We start from the raw sequence: 24,692 nt of genomic DNA on the forward strand, positions 1-24,692 counted from the left end.
ATAGTTGATAGTTGAAGAAGATAGTTGATAAATGATAGTTGGAAGATGACAGAGTTAATAGTTATATGCGATAAGCTGCATATTAACTATCATTTATCATCTATCAACTATCATTTATTATCTGTCATTTATCGCTTATCAGCTGTTCAAAAAAGTTTCGACGTTTTTGAATATACGTTCAGCGATATTGCTAGTATCTTCTTTCACGAATTTCTCACCGGTGATGTTTTCGAACAATTCGATGTAGCGGTCACTGATGCTTTGTACGATAGCCGGAGTCATTTCCGGTACTTTCTGACCGTCTTTGCCCTGGAAACCGTTTTCCATCAACCATTCGCGAACGAATTCTTTAGAAAGTTGTTTCTGCGGTTCGCCTTTTTCGAAACGTTCCTGATAACCTTCAGAGTAGAAATAGCGGCTTGAATCCGGAGTGTGGATTTCGTCCATCAGATAGATAGTGCCGTTGTGCTTACCGAATTCGTATTTTGTATCTACGAGAATCAGTCCGCGCTCTGCTGCGATTTCAGTACCGCGTTTGAAGAGAGCTAATGTATATTTTTCGAGAATTTCATACTCTTCCGGAGTAGCCAGTCCTTGTTTTAGGATTTCTTCCTTAGAGATGTCTTCGTCGTGCAATCCCATTTCAGCTTTCGTAGTCGGAGTTACGATGGGTTCCGGGAATTTCTGGTTTTCGCGCATTCCGTCCGGCAACTTCACGCCACAAATTTCACGTACACCGCTTTTGTAAGTACGCCATGCGCTACCACACAGGTAACCGCGTACAATCATTTCTACCGGAAAACCTTCACACAATACACCTACCGTTACCATTGGGTCCGGAGTAGCCATTTTCCAGTTCGGACAGATGTCAGTAGTGGCATCGAGGAATTTAGCTGCAATCTGGTTCAGCATTTGTCCTTTGTAAGGAATGCCTTCAGGAAGTACTACGTCAAAGGCCGAAATACGGTCGGTTGCTACCATGACGAGTTTTTCGCCGTTGATGTTGTACACATCGCGCACTTTTCCGTGGTACACGCTTTTCTGTCCCGGAAAGTTGAAATCTGTTTTTGTTAATGCTTTCATTGTCTTTATTATAATTACAAATTACAAGTTACAAATAACAAGTCGCAATAGGATTTCGAATCTAAAGACGATTAGTCTTTGGCCAGTTTCACCGGACGTTCGCCGTTGATAACCAGTTGTTCGTTTTTCCGTTTCTCCCGTTCGGCTTTCGCTTCTTTGTCGAATTTTTCGTAAGCATCCACGATACGTTCCACCAGTTTATGGCGTACGATATCTTTTTTATTCAGTTCAACAAAACTGATACCTTTCACTCCCTTTAAGATGCGGAGAGCTTGCACCAATCCCGATGTTTGTGAAGCGGGGAGGTCAATCTGTGTCATGTCTCCCGTCACAATCATTTTGGTGTTCATACCCATACGGGTGAGGAACATTTTGATTTGCTGTGTGGTAGTATTCTGGGCTTCGTCCAAAATGACGACCGCATCATTCAGCGTGCGTCCGCGCATAAAGGCTAACGGGGCAATCTGGATAATGTTCAATTCCATGTATTCCTTTAACTTGGCAGCAGGTATCATATCTTGCAGGGCATCGTATAAAGGTTGCAGGTATGGGTCGATCTTATCTTTCATGTCGCCGGGCAGGAAACCGAGCTTTTCTCCGGCTTCTACGGCGGGGCGGCTAAGGATGATTTTTTTGATTTCTTTATTCTTCAATGCACGTACGGCGAGGGCGATAGCGGTGTATGTCTTTCCCGAACCTGCCGGACCGATGGCAAATACCATATCATTCTTGGCGAATCCTTCTACCAGTTTCAACTGGTTTTCACTTCGGGGGATGATAGGTTTTCCTGTGACACTGAACACAATCACGTTTCCTGTCTGTTCTGCTTGCGGCGCATTTCCTTTTATAATGTCAATGATAACTTCTTCTTTCAGTGAATTATATTCGGCGCAGTACTTTTCAAGTTTGGTGATATTTTCTTCGAAGGCACACATTTCTTCCTCGTCGCCCAGCACTTTGATGACATTGCCTCGGGCAACTATGCGTAGCTTTGGATATAAAGCTTTAATTAACTGTATGTTGGCGTTGTTTACGCCGTAAAAAATAACCGGATCAATGTCCTCAAGAACAATCAGCTTCTCTATCATTAAGTTGTATTAAAGAAAAATTTCTGCAAATTTAATGAAACGTTTTGGATTCTCTGATTGTTTGGAGGTGAATTTTACTGCAATTTACATTCATCTTCCGTTCATCGGGCAGTAATATGGAAACAACCTTGCTTCAGTTCGTATTTGATATAGCATTTTTCAGCTTGTCGTAGATCTCTTAAAACTTCGGATAGAACAAGTTTCAGTGTGTCGGCACTCACGTCCTGCATAGGGCGACCGTCTTTATCTTCCACTTTCTTAAAACGTTTCCAACTAACATCAAAAGTAGCCCCGAAACAATGTGCCGAGTTGGCGGAGGCATTTCCATTGCGACGGCGGAGACGTTTCACATCGTTTTCAGTACGTAGTACGGAGGTGATGATTACCTGATTGGGATTCAGCCCTTTGGCAGCCAATGAATCGAGAAAGTTGGAGCCGATTGTATCGAGCAATGCGCTGGCACGTGGAACGAGGTAGGGAATGGAATGTGTCAATGAATCCACTGCATAAAATTCATTATCAGTGATATGAGTCAACTTTTCTTTCATTGCTTCCGCTTCCTCTCGGTCTGCCAGCGGGCTAATACCTATCTTTTTAGCGACTTCCAGATGTGCATCGTTCAAATCAGGGAAAGAACGTTTGTAACTGACAACGCCACGAATATTGTGCGGCTTGTTCAATTTCAGTGACATGTCTTTCTTTTTGCAGCTTGAAGTAAGCGTTGTAAGCCCAATAACAAGTAAAAATAGCGGTAATATGCGAAGCTTGTAAGTAGTCATTTTGTATTTTTTGCCCGCAAATATACGCTATTTTTTCATACGTTCTATGTTTTGCATTATTTTCCGCCTCATATCTTTTACGGGTCACTCTAAAATATTTTCCGGTATTTCCGGACGGGTATCAAGAGTGCCTATAATGGTATAATCCGTGTTATCTATTGTTGTCTTCAGCGTTGGTATTATTAAATAATCACTTCTAGTAAGAGCCTTGTTAATAAGTTGCTCCCAATCTATCTTTAAATATCTTTGTATAAGATTGATAACTGCATTTACACTTGTAACTCCATCAAATAGTTCAAATCTTAATTTGTGAGGGGTGGGAGGGGTTGATGCATCCGTGAAATTTCCTTGTTCGTCAGATGCATAATTTAATGTTAAATAAGGTATGGCGTATGTAGGAGATGAGTTGCCGAAACCATTTTCTAATTTGACTGAAAAATCGTATGTTCCTTTGGCTATCGGATTTTGGGATAGTTCGTTTTTGGAGTCGCTATATCGGAAGAAATAGCAATCTTTAGATTCATTGTTAATCAAATAGACCACAGTGCCATTGGACAGTGCCGGATGATTACTTTCTTTTATTGCGTATGCCAAATAACTGTCTATAATTTTAATTTTTAATTCAACTATTTCGTTGGTGATATTATCTTTTACTTTCACCTTTGTTTCTCCTTTCTTTTTGGGGGTAACTTTTAAACTTCCCATTCCTATTGAGCTGGATAAATCTACATCGATGCTTAAAATATCAGTTTCTTCTACAGTCACGGTATAGTCTCTGTTTCCACCTCTAATGGTAATATCTGTTGCTCTTAATAAAGGTTGTTCGTAATACTCTTTTTCAAAGGATAAAGGATATATCTTTTCTTCATTATTATTGCCACAGCTAAAAAAGATAATTGTACAGAGGAATGACAGTAGTGCTCCAAGTAAATGTTTTGTTTTCATGATTATTTTGTTTTATAGTTTTGCAGGAGAGATATAGTCTTATAAGTTCCTGTGTTGACGTTGGAGGCAAATATAAAGATTTTATCGATATGTTGAAGTAAATAGTGTATTTATTTCCTGTCCTCCAGCTATTTTCATACATTTGTAGCGGTTTATAAAAATAGGCCACTTTCCCACTAAACATAACACACATGAAAACAGATTTCGATTACAATTCTATGCCCGTTAGCTTCGCTCATTGCTTGAATGGACATTGTTTGCGTGCGGACAAATGTTTGCGGCGACAAGTAACTCTCCGAATGCCGAAACAGCGGGCTGCTGTAATGGTTATTAATCCCGAACATGTCACTTCCGATGGTGTAGACTGCACTTACTTTATTGATGAAAAGCCGGTGTTGTTTGCACGGGGTATGAAACATTTGCTGGATCGGGTGCCGCTTGCTGATGCCACCGTTATCAAACGACAGATGATAGCCTACTTTGGCAAAACGATCTATTACCGTTGTTGCAACAAGGAGCGGCTGATTAAACCGAAGGAGCAGGAATACATACAGGGACTTTTCCGCAGGCGGGGAGTTACAGAAACGCCTCAATTTGACGAATATATAGAATACTATGATCTTGGGTAAGTATATCCGTTAGTTCCGGTAGTCCCACATATTGTGGGAAAGTATTCTTTTATATTATGGGAATTTATTCCCGCAAAATAAGGGAATAAATTCCCTCCAGCTAGGGAATCTTTTCCCATAATATATGGGACTACCGGGGACTGTAATACCCTGATAATAGTTGACTGCCTTTTTTCTTATCTTCGGGTTGGGTTGACATTTATTATGTAGGTATTATATAGCAGTCCCGGTATGAGAAATGCATGATGAAAGTATGAGAAATACCGGTTTTTTATGACATTTCAGGCAAAATATTATGAGAAACAGCTTTTTGAAAAGTATTTCTCATAGTGCTATTGCTTTGAATTACAGGTAATTATTCTATGGATTATGAGAATATGAGAAATGATTTTGCAAAATCATTTCTAGTGGCGCGACATTCCGGGATTATTGTAATTGTATACAAAGAATGAGCGATATGGCTTCACGACTTATTACATATTTTGTGTTACATATTTTATGTAACATAAAGAACGTAATAAATCCGGAATGTTCAAAGAAGATTTATTCGAGTTATATATAAAAAACAAACGCTGATGAGAACAAGTAATCATGCTTTTCTCATCAGCGTATATTATGTTGGATTACAACTATTTCTTATCTTTTTTCTCGTCAGCTTTTGTTGCAGGCTTTTCCTCCGTTTTGCTTTCCGGATTGATAATACCCTTCACTGTTTCACCGATAGGAAGCTTGTCCAATACGCCAAGGCTCGGAGCTACTGTCTTTACTAATGTGTTCAGGAAATTGCTAGTTCCACCGTTTCCTCCGTCGAATACAGTGATATTTCCTAGGTTCATGTGTTCGAACGCCTTCACCTGTTCGCCGGCGATTTCCTTCCACTGGTCTACCATCTTATATTGGATAGCGATAGCTGGATTCGATTCAGCTGCTCTTACCATTGCTTCGAAACCTTCTGCTTCCGCAAGTAATGATTTCTTCTTACCTTCCGCTTCTGCTTCCAGTTTCAATTGGATAGCTTTTGCTTCCGCTTCGGCTTGTGCTAAAGTAGCCTTTGCGCGTGCTTCCGCTTCGCGGGTAATCTTTTCAGCGATGGCATTTGCTTGCAGGATAGCTTCCTGTCTGGCGATTTCCGCAGGAACAATCTTTTCAGCCTTCAATGAAGATTCCACTTTCCGTGCCTTAGCTTCTTCCACTTCCTTTTGCGCAATTTCGCGTGCAGTTTGTACGGCAGCTTCCGATTTTGCGGTAGCTTCACCTGCTTGCTTATCGGCATTAGCTTGTGTTACAGCTAGTTCAGCATTGGAAAGTGCTACCTCTTTCTGTGCGTCATTTCGTCCGATAGCAGCTTTCTTGGCAGCTTCCGCCTGTTTGATTTCCATATCCGAGTTTAGTTCGGCAACACGGCTTTCTTTTTCTGTATTTGCCTGCTCGATACGGATATTCTTTTCGGCTTCAGCCTTTGCTACTTGTGATTCTTTTTCTGCATTGGCAATGGCTACTTGTGAGATTCTGTCCTTATCTGCATTTGCAACGGAGATTTCCTGTAGTTTTTTGGTTTCTGCAATAGCAATATCCTGATCTTTGCGGGTTTCTGCTACTTTCGTTTCACGCTCCTTTATTTGATTGGCAATTTTGATAGCACCCAGCTTTTCCTGTTCTTCGATGTTAGCCTGTGCCTCGTTCAGTGCTTTACTTTCAGCTTCCTTACCTAAGTTGACAATGTAGTTGGCAGCGTCGCGAATATCACTGATGTTGATGTTCATCAGATACAAACCGAATTTGCGAAGTTCAGTATCAATATTATCTTTCACTTTAGCCAGGAACTTATCCCGGTCAGAATTTAATTCTTCGATAGTCATATCGGCGATCACCATACGCATCTGACCATATACAACATCAGTAATTAAGTTCTGCTTGTCATCCATCGTCAGACCCAGCATACGTTCTGCGGCATTCTGCATCACTTCGGGATCTGTGCTGATGGCTACGGTGATTGTAGTCGGCACATCTACACGAATATTCTGAGCGGATAGCGCACCGGTCAGTTTACATTCGATCTGCATGGGTTTCATGGACAGGAATTCGTAGCCTTGAATAATAGGCCATACGAAGGCTGCACCACCGTGGTATAGTTTTGCCGACTTTTTATCTCCTCCCGTTTTACCATATACGACGAGTACCTCGTCACTCTTACATTTGCGGTAACGGGAAAGGATACCAATGAAGGTAAGCAAAATGACTGCCACTAATATAGCAGCCATTATCAACATTTCTTGTGTCATAAAATTATGTATTTGAATAGTTATTGAATGAACAGTGTTCCGTCTTTGTAACTGGTGATGATTGTTCGGTCTCCAGTCTGGTATGTTTTTCCGGATTCGGAGATGACGTCTACTTCACGCATGGCTCCGTCCCGGGTGGTCTGTACAGTATATTTGCTGTCGCTTTGCTTGAAGTAGATGGTACATTCTCGTCCCACAAGTTGATCTGTCTGTTCAGAATGATTCACTTGTTGCAGTTGATAAGCTTTCTTATAGAGAAACCACACAGCGAGAACAAAGAAAAGACCCACCAGAATTCCGATGACATAACTTTGAATTTCAGTGTTTCCCGCTAAATACATGTACCAGCCGAATCCGATTCCAAAATGAGTTAGTCCTTTAAAAGAAACTACGCTACTGATGTCAGCATCTACGTCTACATCTGCATCTATGTCTCCGAAAAAGATGGATAGAACGAATTGGATTACAAATATTCCTGTTGTCACAAGGGCAATAATAAGGAAAATGGTACTACTCATAATTGTGAGGTATTAGTGAATCATGATTATTTTGTTCTCCGAAGTTACGAAAAGAGTGTAATTTATTGGAAATGAGCATTGGGCAATCGCTCATAATAGTAATAGGTTACGAATTAGTTAGTTATCTACTGCATTATTCTTCTGTGCGTTGCGTAACCTTCAAAGAACTCTTCGTATGCAAAAGTAACAATAAAACGGGAGATTAGAAATGAATCTCCTGATTTTTTCTTCTCGCACAAGTTTTTCCGTAAAAGCGATTTTATCCGTCAGCACACCATCGCCCAAAAAGATTTTGAACGAACGTGTGCCGACTGCCGCATAAGCGGAGAAAAGGGCTTTGCCTCACGCCTAAACAATAGTTTAGACTGATGAGACAAGGCCCCTTTCTTTTGTGCTTATGCCAAAGAGGTGCTTTTACGGGGTTTTGACGATTTTTCTTTTTTCGTTGTCCTTTTGAGCCGGAAGCGGAAAGCCGTGTATGACCGCACATTCCATTAATGGAACAAGCCGTCACTCACGGCAGACAAACCGGGAAGAATGATTTTATCCATCCGACCAAACACGTTTGGCCAAACAGATAAAAACAGACTTCCTTGCCGATGGTTTGCCCGGTTTCACGCTACCGGCTATGTTCTTTTCTGTTGGGGATGTCTTTTTCACGGATTTCTCTTTTGAAGTTTTCCTGTCTAATCTGCCTCCACTTCCGTTTACCTCCATTTTCGCGCCTTTCAGTGAGCCGCATCAGGCAGTCATTTTCGTGCTGGGTGCAAAGGTAACTCCGGGATTGTACGGGAAAGCAAGGTCAAGCCTCCTGTTTTCTGGAAAAATCTCCAGCCCTTCGGGTAGTATTTTTCCGAAAAACCTTGCATTCCCTAATCCCTACCTTTTTAAGCACCCGAAACGAAAACGACCGATGCGACAGAAAGACGCATTAAAAAAAATGTCGGATAAACGAGAGGCAGATAAGATAGTTTGAAACTCAACTCCCTCAGCTCTTGAATCCGCATTAAAAAACAAAAAATCAAAAACAAAACGGATATGAGAACGGCAATAGCAACAAAATTCGTGGCATGGGAAGTACCAAGTTTGGAGAACCTGCAAGGCAGCAGGGTGTACGGACTTCGCACCAAACTGAACAATGGTGAGAAATTGAGCCGAGAGGAAAAGGATTGGCTTACACGCAACGTGAACAGCAACACCTATTTCAAGAGCGCAGTACCCTTGCAAGGTTGGATGTTTGACTTTTCCGACATTCTTCGAACCTACATTGTAAAGCAGTATGGACATTGGGCGGAATACAAGGCTACCGACAAGACCGCACTCCGCAGTTTACTATACGGCAGGATAGACAGCATCGTGGAACTTAACAAATGATACGGCTATGACAGCAACGGTAAATTTCAGACAAATGGCGCAATACATAGGGCTTGCGATATGCACCCCAATCATGCGCACCGCCTTTTGGGTGTCCGGCATCCTTTGGTACATCGTCAGAGAGATAATAAACGGAGTGTTCCGAGTGGCAATAGGGGTAATCGTGGCTATTCTTTCCGTTATCCTGTTCTTTGACTTCATTCTTTGGTTATTCACCCTTTAATCCCTACCGACATGGCAAAGAGAAGAAGCAAGACAGTGGAGCAACAATGCAGATACTACGAGGTGGGCAACATCTTCGAGTATATGGTGGAAACATACCTAAACGGCAATATGTCCGTCTTCCGTGGACTCTACCACGAACTGAACAAGGACGCACGGAAGGACTTTATAGACTTCCTATTGAGCGAGGTTGAGCCGATTTATTGGAGGGAGATTTTGAAACATACTATTTGACAACTCATAAAAACGACAGCGATATGAAAGGAACAGACCATTTCAAGAGAACGATACAGATGTATTTGGAACAACGTGCGGAGGAAGACACGCTCTTTGCGAAGAACTACCGCAATCCAGCCAAGAACATTGACGATTGCGTAACCTACATTCTGAACTATGTGCAGAAAAGCGGTTGTAACGGCTTCACGGACGGAGAGATATACGGACAAGCAGTACACTACTATGACGAGAACGAGATTGAGGTGGGCAAGCCTATCCAATGCCAAGTGGCGGTGAACCACATTGTGGAACTCACGGCAGAGGAAAAAGCAGAAGCACGTCAGCAGGCAGTCCGCAGATACCAAGACGAGGAACTCCGCAAGTTGCAGAACCGCACCAAGCCGACAAAGGCGAAAACAGAAACCCAAGTTCAACCCTCATTATTTGATTTTGGCTTATGAAACCGAGAAACAAATTTGAAAAAGCAGTTCTTGCCCAAAGCAAGAAACTACGCCCGATAACCCCGATACAGATTAATTGGGCATTCCGTAATTGCGTGGAGCATTATGCACACCGCTTGCCGAAAGGTCGTACCACTTGTATGGATTGCGGTCATAGTTGGGTAATGACGGAGCAGACCGAGCATTGTACGTGTCCCGAATGTGGAGCAAGTTTGAAAGTCTGCCTCACCTATCAGCGCAAGGTAAGACAAAAGCAGTATTTCACAACCCTTACCACAAGCGGAGAATACCAAGTGCTACGAATGTTCTTGCTTGTCGTGGGTATGGAGAAAGGGGTTAATGCCAAGTCCTATGCCCTTGAAATCGGGCAGTATTGGTGGAATGAACAAGGGCGTAAGGCTGTTGTTGCCATTCCACGCACATTGGGATGCTACATCGACACGTTCTCATTCGCTTCTCCTTTTGCTATCCGCAATGACAATGAAGCGTACCGCCATATCTCATATTCCCCGATATATCCAAGATATAAGGTGTTGTCGACGCTCCGCAGAAACGGCTTTAACGGCAATTTCCACGACATTGTACCCACCAAACTAATACCGGCATTATTGTCGGACAGCCGTGCGGAAACGCTGTTGAAGGCAGGGCAATATCCCATATTGCGCTACTATCTGTACCACTCTTTCAATATTGGAGAGTATTGGGCTTCAATCAAGATATGTATCCGCAACGGCTATACCATTGAGGACGGCTCAATGTGGCGTGACACCATAGACCTCCTGCGTCATTTCGGCAAGGACACAAACAGCCCGAAATACGTTTGCCCTGCCGACCTCAAAGTTGAACACGACAAGTTGGTGGCAAAGCGCAACCTGCAAAGGAAACATGAGCGGACTGAACAGCAACGCAGGAAAGCGATTGAGGACGAGAAACAATATCTGAAAGCTAAGGGCATATTCTTCGGACTTGCCTTTACCGACAGCCTTATTTGCGTCAAAGTCATAGAGAGCGTGGAAGAAATGGCAGAGGAAGGAAGGACGATGCACCATTGTGTGGGCGGTTACCACAAACGAAAAGACTCCCTTATCCTATCCGCCACCATTGACGGAAAACGAATTGAAACGATAGAGGTGTCACTAAAAACTTTTGAGGTGGTGCAGTGTCGTGGCGTATGCAACGAGAACTCCGAATACCACGACCGCATCATCGCCCTTGTGAACAAGAACGCCAACCTTATCCGCCAGCGGATGAAAGCGGCATAATATCGACATCTAACAACTAACATTATGGAAGTAAGATTTGAAAGCATGCTTTTCCTATGGGATGATAAAATCCCCACGATGTTCCTTGAATTTATGAACCTCCTCACTCTTTGTCAGAGTGAGGAGCAATTAAGGGCGAGCGTCAAGGACTTTGCCGAGAAACACGAACTTGGCAAGTTCTTCCTTTACGGCTTCGGCTCACATCATTTCTACCTGCACCAACGCTATACGAGTAACCCCGAAATGGTGATGCAACACAGAGTGCTGTCTGTACATTTCTAATCATCTAAATAACAACGACTATGGCAACAAAAATGACAATTAACAGAGTAAGCACCTGCCAATCGGCAGGAACGGAGAACTACGAGAATTTCCAAACGGGTATCGGCAGACGCAAACGCACCCTTGTGCAATACGACTACCGCCACACGGACGGGGAACTTTTCTCTTGTGTCAAACCCACATTAGACGAATGTCGAGCCGCACGGGACAAGTGGCTAACGGCAAAGGAAAGGAAGGAGGACAAGCGATGAACGAAGCAGGCTACCAAACGCTGATAGTCAAGTTCAGCGAGCCTATCACGGTATTGGACGGTATGTTTGACGATGCCGAAGCATGGGGAGTTGATACCTTAAAGGGGTGGATAGACAACTATGAAAGTAGCAGGTTTACTGCCATTGACAGCCATACGGCAGTCATAACGAGCGAGTATAACATGGAGTGTCTGAAAGAGTGGCTGGAAAGATGCACACCCATAACCGAGAAAACAGAATTTTGAACATTGTGGCGGTGTCCGCACCGCCACAACATAACACCTAAAAACAACGAATATGATAGCAAAGACTATTTTGGAGCAGATAGGCGGCAGACGCTTTGCCGCCATGACGGGAAGCAAAGACTTCATAGACATGGGCAACGGCTTACGCATGAGCCTTGCGAGGAACAAAACGAGTGCCAACCGTCTTGACATCATTTACGACGGAGGTGCAGACCTCTACAATATGCGTTTCTACCGCAGGACGTTCAGCAAAAAGACATTCGAGAGCAGGACGAAGGACATTGAAACGCACGAGGGGATATATTGCGATATGCTGGAGGAAATGTTCACGATGGTGACGGGGCTTTACACCCGTTTTTGAGAGGTGGGCGGCGAAAGCCGCCTACTTTCTTTCAGTGAGCATGATGGCGGACAAAGAAAGTAGCAAAGAAACCGCTGTTTCAATCGCTTTTGGCGATATATGGAATATTATGAATATCTTTGCAAAAGTTTAATACTCATAATTATAGTAGTAAAATATGTGTGAATTAACGACAAGTCAAAAACACATTATAACCGAACTGAATAATAGTCGAGGTGAATATAAACCTGCGTTTATGCAGATTCGTATTCATGATTCATATGATGGAAATATAGATGAACTTGATATTCCAACATTAGGCACTATTGTTCATGAGTATATTCACTTTCTTCAAAATGTATCAACTCCGTGGGGACTATATGATAGTATGGTTCGATATAATATAATGGCAGAAACATATGCTTTTGTAGAAAATGCAACATCTACTATCACACTCCCATTAGATATAGATTATTCTCCAGAACTGGCGAATAAAATAGCTATTGTGAAATGTGGAATGGGATATTGTCCACTTGCAGATACACGGAGAAATGATTTTAGGATAGATGTAAATGAACGTATCTGTATTCATCGAAAATATAAACAATTGAATAATAGGACATTGCCTGTGATAACATTAGACATCTGTTTTACAGATGGTTCAAAACAAGCAATAACTTTGGGGGCTAATATTATCAAGGAGAGTATGGCTGCATTATATCAAATGCTAATTGATGAAACTGCAACTCATGAAAGATATGACCTCCCATATAATTTAGTTAAGATTATTGCAGAACAACATTTTTCAGCAATAGCGTCAGATAATATAAAATTGATAACAATTTGCTACATATCTTTATTTAGTCTTTCTCCTGCTGAAGTTTTAATCAATGAATTAGCATATGCGAATGAAAATCCGAATTTATCAGCAATAGAACTGTTTGAACAGTTCATAAATGAAGCTAAAATAAATATCAATGGTAAATCAATGTCAGTTTGTGACTTTTTTGATACTCTTATAGACGCATTCAAGCAAGTGTTTTCTAAAAGTGTCCAAGTAGAAATAGATTATATTGGAGAAGTTCTTGAACGAATACGTCCAGCCAAAGGTTTTGTTCCAATATTAACTTTGATTACTGATTACCAACCTCTATCTAAGGAACGAATCAAAACATTGATAGATTTTTTAGGAATGCCTTATAGCTATACTGACAACGGAGATTTTAATCCACCACCATCGTCCTTAACAGATTCCAGTAAACTGTCTGACGATATGTTAGCTTTAATTGGACACAATGCTCTGTTCACATATTTAACGGGATTACATAAATGTGGTTATGTTTGTCCATTGCATTCATTTTGTGAAAAACAAAATTGTGATAAAGAGGAATGCTATGACGAACCTTGGAATGGGAAAATGTGTTCTATGACGATTATGGGGGATTTGATACATATTAAAGAGAAAGAAGTCAGAATTCAATTCTAACAAAATGGGAAACTCCGATGAAGTTGTGGCTTCATCGGAGTTTCATTTGTCAGACATTTGCCATGTTACGGAATGTACAGCAGCGCAAACTCCGCCTTTCTCCGTTTGAGCAGCATGGCGTGCCGTTTACCCTTGTAGTTGCAGAAAGCGATATACTCCCGGTAAATGTTCCTGTCGCCCGCCTCCAATTTTCGGATCAGCGTGCTTTTAGGTATCTTTCCGCTCCCCAAAAGCCGGTATGGACCGACATTGTAGGCGAGTGTGGCAAGGAGCAGACTGTCACGCCCGAACTTGCGGAATATGGCGCAGAACTTACGCAAGTCTTTCCGCAGGAGTGCGTCCGCCTGTCGTTTCGTCATGGTGCGTGCCGAATAGCTTTCGCCCGACTGCACACGGTGACCCCAGCCCACGTATGGGTGGTGTTTCTCCGAGTGCCAGCCCTCAAAGTAGCGGGTACACAAAAATGCTCGTTCCATAAGCGGCAGGCGGTAAATTGCCGCCTGCCCGTCCGTTTCCTCTTGGCGGCTGATCTGTGCGGACACAGAACAGACCGCCATAAGTGAACAGAGGATAGCCATGAATACACGCATCATCTTGGCAGAGGTTTGAAATTGCCGATGGGGATAACGGAAACAATCCCGTCGTCCTTCACGCTGCGGTTGTTGAAGTCAAATTCCAGCTCGTATGAGTTGTTGAAGTTGTCCTCCACCACTACGATGAAGTTGTGCGCTTCGTCGCCCTCCGCCGTGTAATACAGCCGGAACTTCTCGTTTTCAAGCAGGTAGCGGTCGTTGGGCAGGAACGTGATTCCGCCCGCCATTTTCAGCGTGCCTTCCCCCTCGAACTGGAAATAACGAATGGTATAGAGGGTGTTGGCGAAGTCGCCCGTTTTTTTCAGCTCACAGCGGATTTCCACCGTCTGCCCCCTCGTCACCTTGTTGGGTACTGGCATGGTTTCCACCGTGAAGGGATATGATTGCTGGGTGTCCATGTCATCGTCACACGACACGAGCGTGAGCGATATGGCGGCGAACAGGCAGAGTGCCAACGCCTTGAAAATTGATATTCTCTTGTTCTTGTTGTTCAGTATGTTCATTGTCCTTTGATTTTTAAGTTATTGTTATTTTTATTTTTTCGTTGTCAGTTGTAGATACTCGTTCAAGTCCTTGCAACCATCATAGAGGGCGGAACGGTCGCAGACACGTTCCCCATAGTGTCCTTTCAGCGTTTCCAACGTCCGCCGTCCGGATTCATCACGGTCAAGATAACAGTCTATGCGCCCGTAACCGCCCAAATACCTCATCGCCTTTTCCACGTTGGAAACCGAGTTCAGCACAAGACAGTCACCCGTTTCCAATCCGAGCGTGGCGGCGGAAAGGAAGTCTATGAAGCCCTCAAATACGCTGCACAAGTCAGCCGGAGAGCCTTCCGCCTTGACCGGCGACACATCCTTCGGAGGCACGCATCCTTTGAAGAAACGGCTGCGGATTTCATATCCGCCAGCCACATTCGGGAAGCCGACGGCGAAATACCGCTTGCCACGCACTCCGTAATTCAGTTGGCAGCAATACCGGGATGCAATGCCGTAAGGAATGCCCCGTTCCGCCAGATAGTCCGTCAGTGGAGAACGAAACAGCGGGGTGGCTTCCACTCCTTCAAAGGCAGGTTCTGACGGTTTAGGCTGGAAAGTTGGTCTGCTCATTTCGGGAACAGGCATAGGCATATTGGCGGTTTCCGCTATGAACTTCACTTGTTCCATGAAGTCGTTGCTTCCGATAAACTCCCCGGCAAGCGTGAAGATGTCGCCGCCCTTGCCCGTACCGAAGTCGTACCAGAGTTGTTTCGCCACGTTCACACGGAAAGAAGGCGTGCGCTCATTGCGGTATGGCGCACGATACCACAACTCGTTACCGCTTCTTCTGACAGGCTCATGCCCCAGCCGTGCGAGGAAGTCCGCAAGGGCTATATGCCTCATGGCGTCGATTTCCGTCCGTTCCATGCGGTGCGTCAGTTTATGATGAACTTCACGCCCACGCCCCACTGCGTATGAAACTTCCTCGTGTCGCCACCCCACAGGCAACGCTCCCGGAGGTTGGCGAGCAGAGCGATACGGTCTGCCACGTAAAACTCCACATCGAGCGTCAGTGCACCGCCGTAGATAAAGGAGTCCCGGTCATGGAGCGTGGAGCCGTCATGCAACACCTTTTCGCCCCAGTTCACCGATTCATATCCGGCAAGAGCCGAAGCTCCTGCATAGACGAACACGATTTTACGGGCATCGGAGAGTATCTTGAAGTAGTATCCCCCCTCCGCCGTGAACTGCGCCACAGGTATCTTCCCGTCCTTGTAAGGGTTGTTCTTCAACAGGTATTCGCCGCCGAACACCCATTTGTTTCCGCCTTTGGTATAAGTGGAAAGAGCCGCCCCAAAACTGTACCCACCGTCGTTGCCACCGGGATTGAAACCGTCCGCCATGTTCGCCCTGACCTCGATGCCCTGCATCTTCGGCAGGCATCGCTGGGCGTGCGCCTGCCCCGTACACAGGGCAAGCGACGCGATGATTATTGCGATGTACTTTCTCATGGTCAGCGCACTTGAAGTTCGTTGATGGTATTGGCACGTACCAAGTCCTCGTTCTCAATCACGAAAGACTGGTGGCGACCTCCGTTCTTCTCGTTGAGTTCCACCACGAGGCATTTGTCGTCGGGAATGGTGAACTTCGCCATCGTGAACACCGTGCGCTCGCTCTTCTTTCCCGGCACGAGTGTGGCGTAATTCTGCGCACGGAGCGGCAGGATAATCTGCTCCTGCACGGCGGTACGCTTCGCCACCTTCTTGTCCACGATTTTCCATGTGATGTAGTCCACGTCGAAAGGCACGTTGCTCTGGTTTTTTATCTCCGTGTGGAAATAGAGCAAACCGTTATGCGTGTAGATGCCTTTCAGCAGGTACTGGATGCCGAATCGCTTGCAGCCGATGTGCTTCACCTCGCGCTTATTCTGCCCCAGGATGGACTTCATGATAAGGCGCACCAGCATCGGGCTTTCGCTGCCCAGCTCCTTCAGGTATATTTCCTGCGCATTGTTCGGGCGGTTCACTGCCTCGCCGTCATGGATGAAGTCGCACATCTCCACGTTGAGCAGCAGCGGTTCGGCGGCGTACTTCACGTTGAAGGCATAGAAACTCCCGTCCTCCGTTATCACGGACATATTGGTTTCGTTCGGGAAGTCCCTCACGGTAGCTTTCACGCGGATGACGTTCTCCGCTCCGTCGGCTTTGCCCGCAATCAGGTCGGGCGAGCCTAAATCCACGTAGCGCACCTCCGAGGGGAAAATGACGTGGACGGTCTTGTCGTAGGTCACTTCCAAGCCGTGCGGGGGAACCATGCGGTCAAAGGTCAGCTTCTTTGTCAGCCCGTGATACAGGTCGCCGTCCGCCTCCTTCTGCGGATAGACCTCCTTTGTCAAGGTCGGTTGTTCACTTCCGTTGTCCTTTCCAACGGTTACGTTCTCCTGCGCGTTGGCAGTTGCGATGCCCATAGCGAGGGCAAACATGATGATTACTTTTCTCATTACTTTGGATTTTAGTGGTAAATAAAAATTGGATTGTTGTTACTTTTTCTTTTTTCAATTCCTGTCCTGATAGAGCAAGACCTTGTACCCGGCTTTCAGATGCACCTTGACGGTACGCATCTTCTTGGCGATATACTGGCTGGTTCCTTGTATCAGCCCTTTACCCAAATCGGAGGCGAGCTGCGCCCCTGCGTTGGTGGAGATATTGATGCTGCTGCCCAGCGAGCCGCCCATGTTGGCGGCAACCTCCCTGACGGCGTTCATTTCCATAGAGTTGGGAATGAAGATACCGGGCTGCCCGTCCGTGTCATACACCACCAGCTCTACCGGGATAATCGTACCCGCGTACTCCAGCGACGTGATTTCAATATCAAGCCGTTCGCCCTGAATCTTTGCCGTGCCGATTACCACCGCATTACGGGGGATGATTTTGTCCGCTACCGCCATCGGCTCCAGCAGCCGGAGTTTGACAGCCTGCCCGTCAGTCACACTCTGCGCCCCATAGACACACGCCGATATGGTGTTCCTGTCCGATACAGTCGTGACACCCACCGCCGTATTGAAACTGCGGTTGCGCTCCTGCGAGAAGGAGGCGACAAACTCAGCGTTGCTCATCGGCTGTGAGAGCGAAGATACCACCTGATGCGTTACCTGCCTGACAGGTGCAGCAGTGTTCTTTCCGGCTTTCTGCACTGGATAAGGCTCTGACGCCTGTCCGACAGGTGGCTGTGTGCCGTTCTGTCCACCCATGTACTTCGCTGCCAGTTCGTAGGACTTCTCCATGAGTACCACTTGGTCATCCACAGCGGACGCCTTGCCTTTCTCGCTTTCCAGTTCCGATTCCAGCGAAGCGATGCGCTCCAACAGTTCGTCCATATCCGCGTTGTCGTTCTTCGGCTGTTCATAGAAGTTGCCGAGCGTGGCATTGAGGTCGCGGTAGGCGGCTACGGAGGACTGGATGGTCTTCGGGGCGGATTTCACGTTCTCTTCCGTTCCTCCGGGATTGGCAAGGTCGAAGTCCCTGCCACCGTCCGTTTCCGCCACCTCTCGGTCGAACATATCGCCCAGTTCCTGCATGGTGCGGTTGCGGTTCTCCTGCCGTTCCTCCATCGCCCCCTGCTCGTATGCTTTCGCCTTGTCGCCGATAATCTGGCGGTTCGCCTTGTCAGCGTCGGGCATTTCGATGTTGTAACCACCCGTTCCCGGTTGCTGTTCCTTGTCGGAAGACGGGGCGAATATCAGCCACATAGCCCCGATGAATACCAGCACCATAGCGGGCAGCACTATCATTTTCTGACGTTTCAGCCTTTGGGCTTCGGTCAGCGGCTTGCGCTCCTTCTTCGGTTTCCCATTGTCGGGAGCCGCCTTATTCTCGTTTTTAGGTTCATTCTTCGTCTGTTCCATATAAATAAGGTATTACGTTGTGATTGTTTTACGGCTTTACGGACAGTCCCACCTGTCCGGCATGGTCTGTTACTATCCGGCTGCCGCCATTCCTGCCGATGTCATAGACGGCTTTGCCGAAGGTGTAGATGGCAAGCACCGCAAAGGCGGCGAGCATCGCCAGCACGATGCGCCTGCGTGTCTTCGGGGGCAAACCGTCCAGATAGCCTTTGAGCCTTGCCACCAGCATTTTCTTTTTGTCGTGGAGCTTCCAGTACGCACGCCAAAATGATTTCCTGATTTTCTTCATGTCCGTTACCTTTTGATGGTTTGTAAATCCTTGTTCTCGATAATGGTGAATCCCTCAATGGTGAAACCGTTGGGATTGTCGTCCGAACGGGACGAGTTCAAGAGGCGGCACGTGGTCACGAGGCTGCGTTCGGTGACGTTGCTTTGCCGGATGATTTTCTGCGTGGCATAGGTCACGGCACGGTAGGGATAGCCGTTGAAGTCGCACACCACGCTGTCCACCTTCAGCACTTGGTTGATGTTCCCGGAGATGATGCGGTTGTAGTACCCCTTCTCGGCAAAGTCCGAATAGTAGTTGTACACGCTTTTGTCCGCCAATAGCAGGGCGCGTTTCACGTTATGCTCTATCGCGCTCTTTTCGGGCGAGAGCGTGAAGAATAGCTCGTGGAAGCGGCGCACGTGTTCCCTTGCCTCCGCCGGACGGTTCTGCGACAAGTCCTGCGAGAGAGCCAGCATCAGCGACTTGCCGTTGTCCAGCACGTAAATCTTTTCCCGTTGCCGCTCCGCGAAGCGGTAGGAACTCCACACGCTCCATACCGTTATCACGGCGCACAGCGAGAGGAAGACGATACCGAACAGGCGTATCTGCCTGAACGATGATTCGATGTTTTTGAGTGACTTAAATTCCATTGTTGTTTATTCGTTTTTAATTGTCAGTTGATTATTTCAGCAGTTTCCCGGCACGTCCGACCACGTTTCCTGCGGCTGCACCCGCCACGCTGCCCGCCATGCTTCCGGCTCGTCCCGCCGTCTGGTTCACGTTGCGGCCGTAGCTTCCCATGCCTCCGGCTTGGATAATCCAGCCTGCCACCGTTGGAATGGTGAAGTAGCCGATGATGCCGATTATCATGAATATGATATACACCCCGTCACTCGAATCCAGCGAGAAGTTCGGATCAGCCTGCATCCGTTCGATGTCGCTTTGCAGCATCAGCACCTGTATCTTCGCCAGTATGGTACTGAACATATCCGACACGGGCAGCCACAGATAGACCTGTATGTAGCGGCATATCCACTGCGTGAGCGTGCTTTGGAAGCCGTCCCACACCGATATGGCAAAGGCTATCGGACCGAGTATCGCCAGCACCACGAGGAAGAACGTGCGGATGGTGTCTATCACGAGGGCGGCGGCTTGGAACATCAGTTCCAGTATCTCGCGGAAGAAGTCGCGGATGCCCTTCTTCATGTTGTACATCCCACGCTCAATATACATCCCCGCCATCGTCACCATGTCGCCGGGCGACCAGCCCAGTTCCTCCAGCTGTTTGTCAAACTCCTCGTTCGACACGAGGTAGGCGGTTTCGGGGTTGCGCATCATCGCCTCGTATTCCAGTTTGTCCTTCTGCTCACGGTATCGGTTCATGTCCAGCGTTTCCGCCTCCAGCATCTTTGCCGTACCCTGCACGACGGGCGACATGATGCTGTTTATCGTGCCTAATACCACCGTCGGGAAGAACATGATGCACAGACCGATGGCGAACGGGCGCAGCATGGGGAACACGTCTATCGGTTCGGCTCTCGCCAGCGACTGCCACACCCGGTAGGCGACGTAGAACAGCGCGCCCAGCCCGGCGATGCCTTTCGCCACGCCCGCCATGTCCCCGCATAGTGGCATCATCTGTTCGTAGAGCGAGCGCAGAATCTGGTGAAGGTTGTCGAAATCCATAGGCTACCAGTATCTTTCGTTCATGTTCCCGTACAGCCCCATGATGCGGTCAAGGTCGTTCTTCTTCTTTGCCCGCAGATAGCTCACGCTGATATTCTTGTTGGTGTAGTAGCTCACGAGGTTGCGGTAACGCTTCATCTTGGAGTAGCAGCGTTCCACCACGTCCATGCGCTCCTTGTCGGTCATGGAGAGCGTGGTGATGTTCACCACATTCTTCAGTTCCGTCAGCACATCGTTGGATTCCTCCAACAGCTTGGTGTAGCCGAAGGCGATGGCTCCGAGTTCCTCCACCGTGAAGTTGTCGTCACGCATCATCTTCTGGAAGCTGGTCACATAGGTATCGGTGATGTCACCCACCATCAGGATGGTCTGCTGTACCTTCCGGGCGTCCTTTACCAGATTGTTCACGGATTTCAGTGCGTCGTAATACTTCTTGCCCTGCTCGTAAATCTTTACCGTTTCTTGAAAATTTTTTATCATATTCTGGGCGGTCGTGGAAGTGTGTACCACGTTCTTGGAGGTGTTCACGATGCTCTGCGCGATGTTGGACGGGTCTATCACCGCCCACTGTGCGCTTGCCCTACCGACTGCAAACAGGCACAGGCAGATAATAAGTGTTATTCTTGTTCTCATGTTACTTTGGATTTTAGTGGTTATCGTTATTGCTCGCTTATCGGATGGTCCGGTTTCGGGTTCACACGCACATAGTCCCCGTTCGGCGAGAAGGTCAGGATGTCCGTCGCCTCATTGTAGGACACGTCGATACGGAATCCGGTGTTCATGAACAGGTTGCCGTTCTCCTCCTGCAAGAGATAGGTTTCCGGCTTCATCTTGCGGCGCAGCCCGCTCCGCTTGAACACCGTCACCTTATAGGCTTCACCCTCCTTGTAGATAAGCACGTCGGGCTTTCCCTCCACGCTTTCCCAGTTCCCGCAAAGCAGGTCGCGGCGGTTGTCCGCTACATCGCAGGATTGCAACACCATGACCGCCAGCCCGATTAAACACTTGCTGACTTGCAGCATCTTCGTTCTTGATATACTCATACGCATTTTCTTTTTTGGTTGATGAATCTGTTTTTACTTATTCCTTGTTTCTCCGTCTTTCGGCAAGCTGCCGGATGGCGGCTTCAATGTCACCGCCCAGCTGCTCCGCCAGACGGTAAACCTCCACCTTCTCCATTTCTTCAGTGGTGTACGCCAGATACTCTTCAGCACTAACTTCGGTGGCATAGACCGCCGACTGCGTGCCGCCCAATCCTATCCACACTTCCTTGTAGAGCCTTGACGGGTTGTTCGCCATGTTGATGGAGAGTATCTGCGACTTCTCTTTCTCCGTCAGACCCAACAGGGACTGTATGGCATCAAACTTGTTCATGTACTTCCGCTGGTCGAGAAGTATCTTGCAGTCGGAGTTGTTGATGATGCTCTCCTTGACGACGGGCGAGGAAATGATGTCGTCCACCTCCTGCGTCACCACGATTGCCTCCCCGTAATACTTGCGCACGGTTTTGTACATATAGCGCAGGTACTCAGCCATGTTTGCCGAAGAGAGAGCCTTCCAAGCCTCTTCCACTATCAGTTGTTTGCGCACGCCTTTCAGACGGCGCATCTTGTTAATAAAGGCTTCCATGATGATGATGGTCACCACAGGGAAAAGCTCGCGATTCTCCTTTATACTGTCAATCTCGAAGACGATGAACCGCTTGCCGAGCAGGTCTATGTTCTCCGTGGAGTTGAGCAGGAAGTCGTAGCGTCCGCCCCGGTAATACTGCCGCATGGTAGTGAGCATATTGTCGATGTTGAAGTCGGACTTCTCCACCTTTATCTCACGTTCTGCCAGTTCGCGGCGGTAGTCGTTGCGCATATACTCATAGAAGGTGTTGAACGAGGGGACGATGCTCCTGTCAGCCCTGATACGCTCGATATAGGCGTTCACCGCACTGCCCAGTTCACCGCTTTCCGTCTTCGTCACTTTGTCGTCCTCCGACTTCCAGAGCGTCAGCAGCAATGTCTTGATGCTGTCCTTCTTCTCCACGTCAAACACGTAATCATCGGTGTAGAACGGGTTGAACGAAATCGGTTTCTCCTCCGTGTAGGTGAAGTACACGCCGTCCGCCCCGTTTGTCTTGCGCCGGATCATTTCGCACAAGCCCTGATAGGAGTTTCCCGTGTCCACCAGTACCACGTGCGTACCCTGCTCGTAGTATTGCCTCACGAGGTGGTTCATAAAGAAGGATTTGCCGCTGCCCGAAGGACCCAACACGAACTTGTTGCGGTTGGTGGTGATGCCCCGCTTCATTGGCAGGTCGGAGATGTCGAGGTGCAGCGGTTTTCCCGTAAGCCTGTCCACCATCTTGATGCCGAAGGGCGAGAGCGAGCTGCGGTAGTTGGTTTCCTCCGTGAAGAGGCACACCGCCTGCTCGATGAAGGTGTGGAAACTCTCTTCCGCCGGGAAGTCCGCCGCATTGCCGGGCATCGCCGCCCAGTAGAGCGTCGGGCAGTCGATGGTGTTGTGGCGGGGTACGCACTCCATGCTGGCGAGCTGGCTGCCTACATCGTTCTTGATATGCTTCAGCTCCTCCGCGTCATCGCTCCATGCCATGACGTTGAAGTGCGCCCGCACCGATGTCAGCCCGTAGGAATGGGCTTCGTTCAGGTACTGGTCTATCCACTCGCGGTTGATGCTGTTGCTCCGGCTGTATCGGGATAGCGACTGCATATTCCTTGCGGACTTCTCGAACTTCTGCAAATTTTCCTCGCTGTTGTCGATAATCACATATTGGTTGTAGATGTGGTTGCAGGAGAGCAGCAGACCAACGGGGGAGGCGAAGGAAAGGCGGCAGTCCGAGCGGTCGGTGGAGAGTTTCTCGTAGCGGATGTCGGTAGTCACCTTTCCGGGCATATCCTCCGCGTCGGAGAGGGTGTGCAGACACAGGCGGTTGTCACCGATACGCATTTCTTTTGCCGAGAGGTCGATGTCCTGCAAGGTCGTGTCGCCTTCGGGCATGAGCGAGAAGTAACGCTCTATCAGTCCGGCGGACTTCTCCGTCCCGACAATCTCGTCGGTGGAGAGGCGTCGCAGCCTGACAAAGCCGCTGTCGTTCATGATGCGCTCGAACTGTTCGGCGGCCTCCATGAACTTCCCGGCGGTTTCCTTGCCCAGTTCCTTCGGGATGATATGTCCCCGGCACAGCGTACTGAAGTTGCTCTGCATACGGTTACGTTCTTTCGTCGTCTTGGTCAAGTAGAGATAGCAGGAGTGTTTCAGGTACGGACGCTCGTTGAAATGGCGTTCAAAGGAGCGGCTCAGAAAACTCATGTCGTCTTTCTGTAACTCCGGCTTGTAGCGTTCCTTGATGAACCAGTCCTGCTTATGCACGACGCAGAAGTACGGCAGCACCTTGATAGCCTTGCACCAGCAGCCGTGTATCGCCTCGTACTCTGCGCCCGTCACGGTGTAAAGCTCCGGCAGTTCCACCTCAAAAGCCACCGTGATGTCGGCGTCTTTGGAGATGATGCAGCCATGCTCCACCGCCAGCAGGGGGAACTTGTTTTCCAGTGTTGTCATTTTGGATGTATTTCTCATGTCGTTTCTTCCTTTCGTTGCCGTTTGAATAATCGGGTGATCCGCCGTCGGTTGATAAGGTATCGGGGATGGCTCCTTGCCGCTCCCAATTTCATCAGCCCGTGTTCGCCGTACCGGGCGTTCAGCGCGAAGGTCTGCCATACGAGGACGGAAGACGATGCCGCGCCGAAGCCGATACATATCCACTGGTCGATGCCGACCATATAGAGGATGACGAACAGGACGAAGAGAGCCAGCAGACCTCCGCAGAAGATGAAGAGGTACTGAGCCTTCAAACCCTTGAACTCGACCGGACGGCCGATACCCTTGTTTATCGGGTATTCAGCCATACATTGTTTATTAAAGGAAGAATGAGCGCAGGATAGTGGCGGCGACAATCAAGAAGATACAAGCCCCGAACCACGAGGCGGCGGTCTTCGAGGTGTCCGGGTCTCCAGACGAGAATTTTCCGTACACTTTCACGCCACCGATAAGCCCGACTACCGCGCCGATGGCGTAGATTAATTTCGTGCCGGGGTCGAAATACGAACTCACCATAGAGGTGGCTTCGTTGATGCCTGCCAGACCGTTTCCCTGTGCGAAAGCGGAGGCGGTTGCGGCAATCATAAGTGCCGCAGCGATGATTAACTTTTGTCTGATGTTCTTGTTCATAAACTGTTCTTTTTTGTGCCGTCCAAAGGGTGGATAGTCCTTTTTCGGGCGGTTGATACTTTG

Annotated in this window: 32 protein-coding genes; 12 read left to right on the forward strand and 20 right to left on the reverse strand. The window is 47.6% G+C overall.

The window, feature by feature from the left end; genetic code table 11:
• Positions 1–138: 138 nt before the first annotated feature.
• The 4 genes from KSX81_RS18075 to KSX81_RS18090 all read right to left on the reverse strand — a co-directional run bounded on the left by KSX81_RS18075 (position 139) and on the right by KSX81_RS18090 (position 3,895).
• Complete coding sequence (locus tag KSX81_RS18075) at positions 139–1,083, reverse strand: phosphoribosylaminoimidazolesuccinocarboxamide synthase (protein ID WP_004301731.1); 945 nt, start codon at positions 1,081–1,083, stop codon at positions 139–141.
• A 71-nt stretch (positions 1,084–1,154) separates the two neighbouring features.
• On the reverse strand, positions 1,155–2,171 hold the full coding sequence (locus KSX81_RS18080; protein ID WP_004301740.1) for a PhoH family protein: 1,017 nt from the start codon (positions 2,169–2,171) through the stop codon (positions 1,155–1,157).
• 101 nt (positions 2,172–2,272) lie between these two features.
• Positions 2,273–2,950: a DUF5715 family protein gene (locus KSX81_RS18085; RefSeq protein WP_004301742.1), complete on the reverse strand. Its 678-nt coding sequence runs from the start codon at positions 2,948–2,950 to the stop codon at positions 2,273–2,275.
• A gap of 84 nt (positions 2,951–3,034) precedes the next feature.
• Positions 3,035–3,895, reverse strand: coding sequence for a hypothetical protein (locus KSX81_RS18090; RefSeq protein ID WP_004308557.1), 861 nt, complete (start codon positions 3,893–3,895; stop codon positions 3,035–3,037).
• A gap of 191 nt (positions 3,896–4,086) precedes the next feature.
• Between KSX81_RS18090 and KSX81_RS18095 the strand changes: the two genes are divergently transcribed.
• Positions 4,087–4,524, forward strand: coding sequence for a DUF6078 family protein (locus KSX81_RS18095; protein WP_004320897.1), 438 nt, complete (start codon positions 4,087–4,089; stop codon positions 4,522–4,524).
• A 629-nt stretch (positions 4,525–5,153) separates the two neighbouring features.
• Here KSX81_RS18095 and KSX81_RS18100 read toward each other — a convergent pair.
• Both KSX81_RS18100 and KSX81_RS18105 read right to left on the reverse strand, forming a co-directional pair.
• Positions 5,154–6,806 (reverse strand): flotillin family protein, encoded by a 1,653-nt coding sequence (locus KSX81_RS18100; protein WP_004301748.1) that lies wholly within the window; start codon positions 6,804–6,806, stop codon positions 5,154–5,156.
• A 20-nt stretch (positions 6,807–6,826) separates the two neighbouring features.
• Complete coding sequence (locus tag KSX81_RS18105) at positions 6,827–7,324, reverse strand: hypothetical protein (protein WP_004301750.1); 498 nt, start codon at positions 7,322–7,324, stop codon at positions 6,827–6,829.
• Between the two features lie 565 nt (positions 7,325–7,889).
• Between KSX81_RS18105 and KSX81_RS18110 the strand changes: the two genes are divergently transcribed.
• The 11 genes from KSX81_RS18110 (at position 7,890) to KSX81_RS18160 (ending at position 13,463) form a co-directional block, all read left to right on the forward strand.
• A complete protein-coding gene (locus tag KSX81_RS18110; protein ID WP_008778218.1) occupies positions 7,890–8,300 on the forward strand; it encodes a hypothetical protein in 411 nt (136 codons plus the stop codon).
• 62 nt (positions 8,301–8,362) lie between these two features.
• Positions 8,363–8,698 (forward strand): hypothetical protein, encoded by a 336-nt coding sequence (locus KSX81_RS18115; protein WP_008778217.1) that lies wholly within the window; start codon positions 8,363–8,365, stop codon positions 8,696–8,698.
• Positions 8,699–8,705: 7 nt separating this feature from the next.
• Positions 8,706–8,921 (forward strand): hypothetical protein, encoded by a 216-nt coding sequence (locus KSX81_RS18120; RefSeq protein WP_034530475.1) that lies wholly within the window; start codon positions 8,706–8,708, stop codon positions 8,919–8,921.
• 11 nt (positions 8,922–8,932) lie between these two features.
• A complete protein-coding gene (locus KSX81_RS18125) occupies positions 8,933–9,154 on the forward strand; it encodes a hypothetical protein (RefSeq protein ID WP_008019901.1) in 222 nt (73 codons plus the stop codon).
• A gap of 23 nt (positions 9,155–9,177) precedes the next feature.
• The gene (locus tag KSX81_RS18130; RefSeq protein WP_004310304.1) at positions 9,178–9,597 is read left to right on the forward strand and encodes a PcfK-like family protein; all 420 of its coding nucleotides are present in this window, start codon (positions 9,178–9,180) and stop codon (positions 9,595–9,597) included.
• On the forward strand, positions 9,594–10,859 hold the full coding sequence (locus KSX81_RS18135; RefSeq protein WP_122118585.1) for a PcfJ domain-containing protein: 1,266 nt from the start codon (positions 9,594–9,596) through the stop codon (positions 10,857–10,859). Before KSX81_RS18130 ends, KSX81_RS18135 begins: the two co-directional genes overlap by 4 nt.
• Positions 10,860–10,883: 24 nt before the next feature.
• Complete coding sequence (locus tag KSX81_RS18140) at positions 10,884–11,141, forward strand: hypothetical protein (RefSeq protein WP_008778215.1); 258 nt, start codon at positions 10,884–10,886, stop codon at positions 11,139–11,141.
• A gap of 20 nt (positions 11,142–11,161) precedes the next feature.
• Complete coding sequence (locus KSX81_RS18145) at positions 11,162–11,392, forward strand: DUF3873 domain-containing protein (RefSeq protein WP_008778214.1); 231 nt, start codon at positions 11,162–11,164, stop codon at positions 11,390–11,392.
• On the forward strand, positions 11,332–11,637 hold the full coding sequence (locus KSX81_RS18150; RefSeq protein WP_083434146.1) for a DUF6956 domain-containing protein: 306 nt from the start codon (positions 11,332–11,334) through the stop codon (positions 11,635–11,637). Before KSX81_RS18145 ends, KSX81_RS18150 begins: the two co-directional genes overlap by 61 nt.
• Before the next feature lie 52 nt (positions 11,638–11,689).
• The gene (locus KSX81_RS18155; RefSeq protein WP_048928289.1) at positions 11,690–11,998 is read left to right on the forward strand and encodes a hypothetical protein; all 309 of its coding nucleotides are present in this window, start codon (positions 11,690–11,692) and stop codon (positions 11,996–11,998) included.
• Between the two features lie 157 nt (positions 11,999–12,155).
• Positions 12,156–13,463: a hypothetical protein gene (locus tag KSX81_RS18160; protein ID WP_229069671.1), complete on the forward strand. Its 1,308-nt coding sequence runs from the start codon at positions 12,156–12,158 to the stop codon at positions 13,461–13,463.
• A gap of 65 nt (positions 13,464–13,528) precedes the next feature.
• Here KSX81_RS18160 and KSX81_RS18165 read toward each other — a convergent pair whose 3' ends face one another.
• The 14 genes from KSX81_RS18165 to KSX81_RS18230 are packed head-to-tail and all read right to left on the reverse strand — an operon-like array spanning position 13,529 to position 24,629.
• Entirely contained in the window at positions 13,529–14,056 is a 528-nt protein-coding gene (locus KSX81_RS18165; RefSeq protein ID WP_048928290.1) for a glycoside hydrolase family protein, read from the reverse strand.
• The gene (locus tag KSX81_RS18170) at positions 14,053–14,559 is read right to left on the reverse strand and encodes a DUF3872 domain-containing protein (RefSeq protein ID WP_217726081.1); all 507 of its coding nucleotides are present in this window, start codon (positions 14,557–14,559) and stop codon (positions 14,053–14,055) included. The genes KSX81_RS18165 and KSX81_RS18170 overlap by 4 nt, the downstream gene beginning before the upstream one ends.
• Positions 14,560–14,589: 30 nt before the next feature.
• A complete protein-coding gene (locus KSX81_RS18175; RefSeq protein WP_005840064.1) occupies positions 14,590–15,462 on the reverse strand; it encodes a toprim domain-containing protein in 873 nt (290 codons plus the stop codon).
• Positions 15,463–15,470: 8 nt separating this feature from the next.
• Entirely contained in the window at positions 15,471–16,046 is a 576-nt protein-coding gene (locus tag KSX81_RS18180; RefSeq protein WP_118473142.1) for a conjugal transfer protein TraO, read from the reverse strand.
• Positions 16,047–16,048: 2 nt separating this feature from the next.
• Entirely contained in the window at positions 16,049–17,035 is a 987-nt protein-coding gene (gene traN, locus KSX81_RS18185) for a conjugative transposon protein TraN (RefSeq protein WP_122118583.1), read from the reverse strand.
• A gap of 54 nt (positions 17,036–17,089) precedes the next feature.
• Positions 17,090–18,439 carry a conjugative transposon protein TraM gene (gene traM / locus KSX81_RS18190; protein WP_122118582.1) on the reverse strand — a complete coding sequence of 450 codons (1,350 nt, stop codon included), beginning with the start codon at positions 18,437–18,439 and terminating at the stop codon, positions 17,090–17,092.
• A gap of 28 nt (positions 18,440–18,467) precedes the next feature.
• Positions 18,468–18,728, reverse strand: coding sequence for a TraL conjugative transposon family protein (locus tag KSX81_RS18195; protein ID WP_044546584.1), 261 nt, complete (start codon positions 18,726–18,728; stop codon positions 18,468–18,470).
• Between the two features lie 5 nt (positions 18,729–18,733).
• Positions 18,734–19,357 carry a conjugative transposon protein TraK gene (gene traK / locus KSX81_RS18200; RefSeq protein WP_004314861.1) on the reverse strand — a complete coding sequence of 208 codons (624 nt, stop codon included), beginning with the start codon at positions 19,355–19,357 and terminating at the stop codon, positions 18,734–18,736.
• A gap of 31 nt (positions 19,358–19,388) precedes the next feature.
• Positions 19,389–20,393 (reverse strand): conjugative transposon protein TraJ, encoded by a 1,005-nt coding sequence (gene traJ / locus KSX81_RS18205; RefSeq protein WP_118496404.1) that lies wholly within the window; start codon positions 20,391–20,393, stop codon positions 19,389–19,391.
• 3 nt (positions 20,394–20,396) lie between these two features.
• Entirely contained in the window at positions 20,397–21,026 is a 630-nt protein-coding gene (locus tag KSX81_RS18210; protein WP_004308927.1) for a DUF4141 domain-containing protein, read from the reverse strand.
• 26 nt (positions 21,027–21,052) lie between these two features.
• Complete coding sequence (locus KSX81_RS18215) at positions 21,053–21,436, reverse strand: DUF3876 domain-containing protein (RefSeq protein WP_080971827.1); 384 nt, start codon at positions 21,434–21,436, stop codon at positions 21,053–21,055.
• Positions 21,437–21,473: 37 nt separating this feature from the next.
• Positions 21,474–23,978 (reverse strand): TraG family conjugative transposon ATPase, encoded by a 2,505-nt coding sequence (locus KSX81_RS18220; RefSeq protein WP_211475857.1) that lies wholly within the window; start codon positions 23,976–23,978, stop codon positions 21,474–21,476.
• Positions 23,975–24,307 carry a DUF4133 domain-containing protein gene (locus tag KSX81_RS18225; RefSeq protein ID WP_007749041.1) on the reverse strand — a complete coding sequence of 111 codons (333 nt, stop codon included), beginning with the start codon at positions 24,305–24,307 and terminating at the stop codon, positions 23,975–23,977. The genes KSX81_RS18220 and KSX81_RS18225 overlap by 4 nt, the downstream gene beginning before the upstream one ends.
• A 10-nt stretch (positions 24,308–24,317) precedes the next feature.
• Entirely contained in the window at positions 24,318–24,629 is a 312-nt protein-coding gene (locus tag KSX81_RS18230) for a DUF4134 domain-containing protein (protein ID WP_004311205.1), read from the reverse strand.
• Positions 24,630–24,692 lie beyond the last annotated feature (63 nt).

Origin of the sequence: Bacteroides sp. MSK.18.37, assembly GCF_019129155.2 — a bacterium.
In the GTDB taxonomy this organism is placed as follows: Bacteria; Bacteroidota; Bacteroidia; order Bacteroidales; family Bacteroidaceae; genus Bacteroides; species Bacteroides ovatus.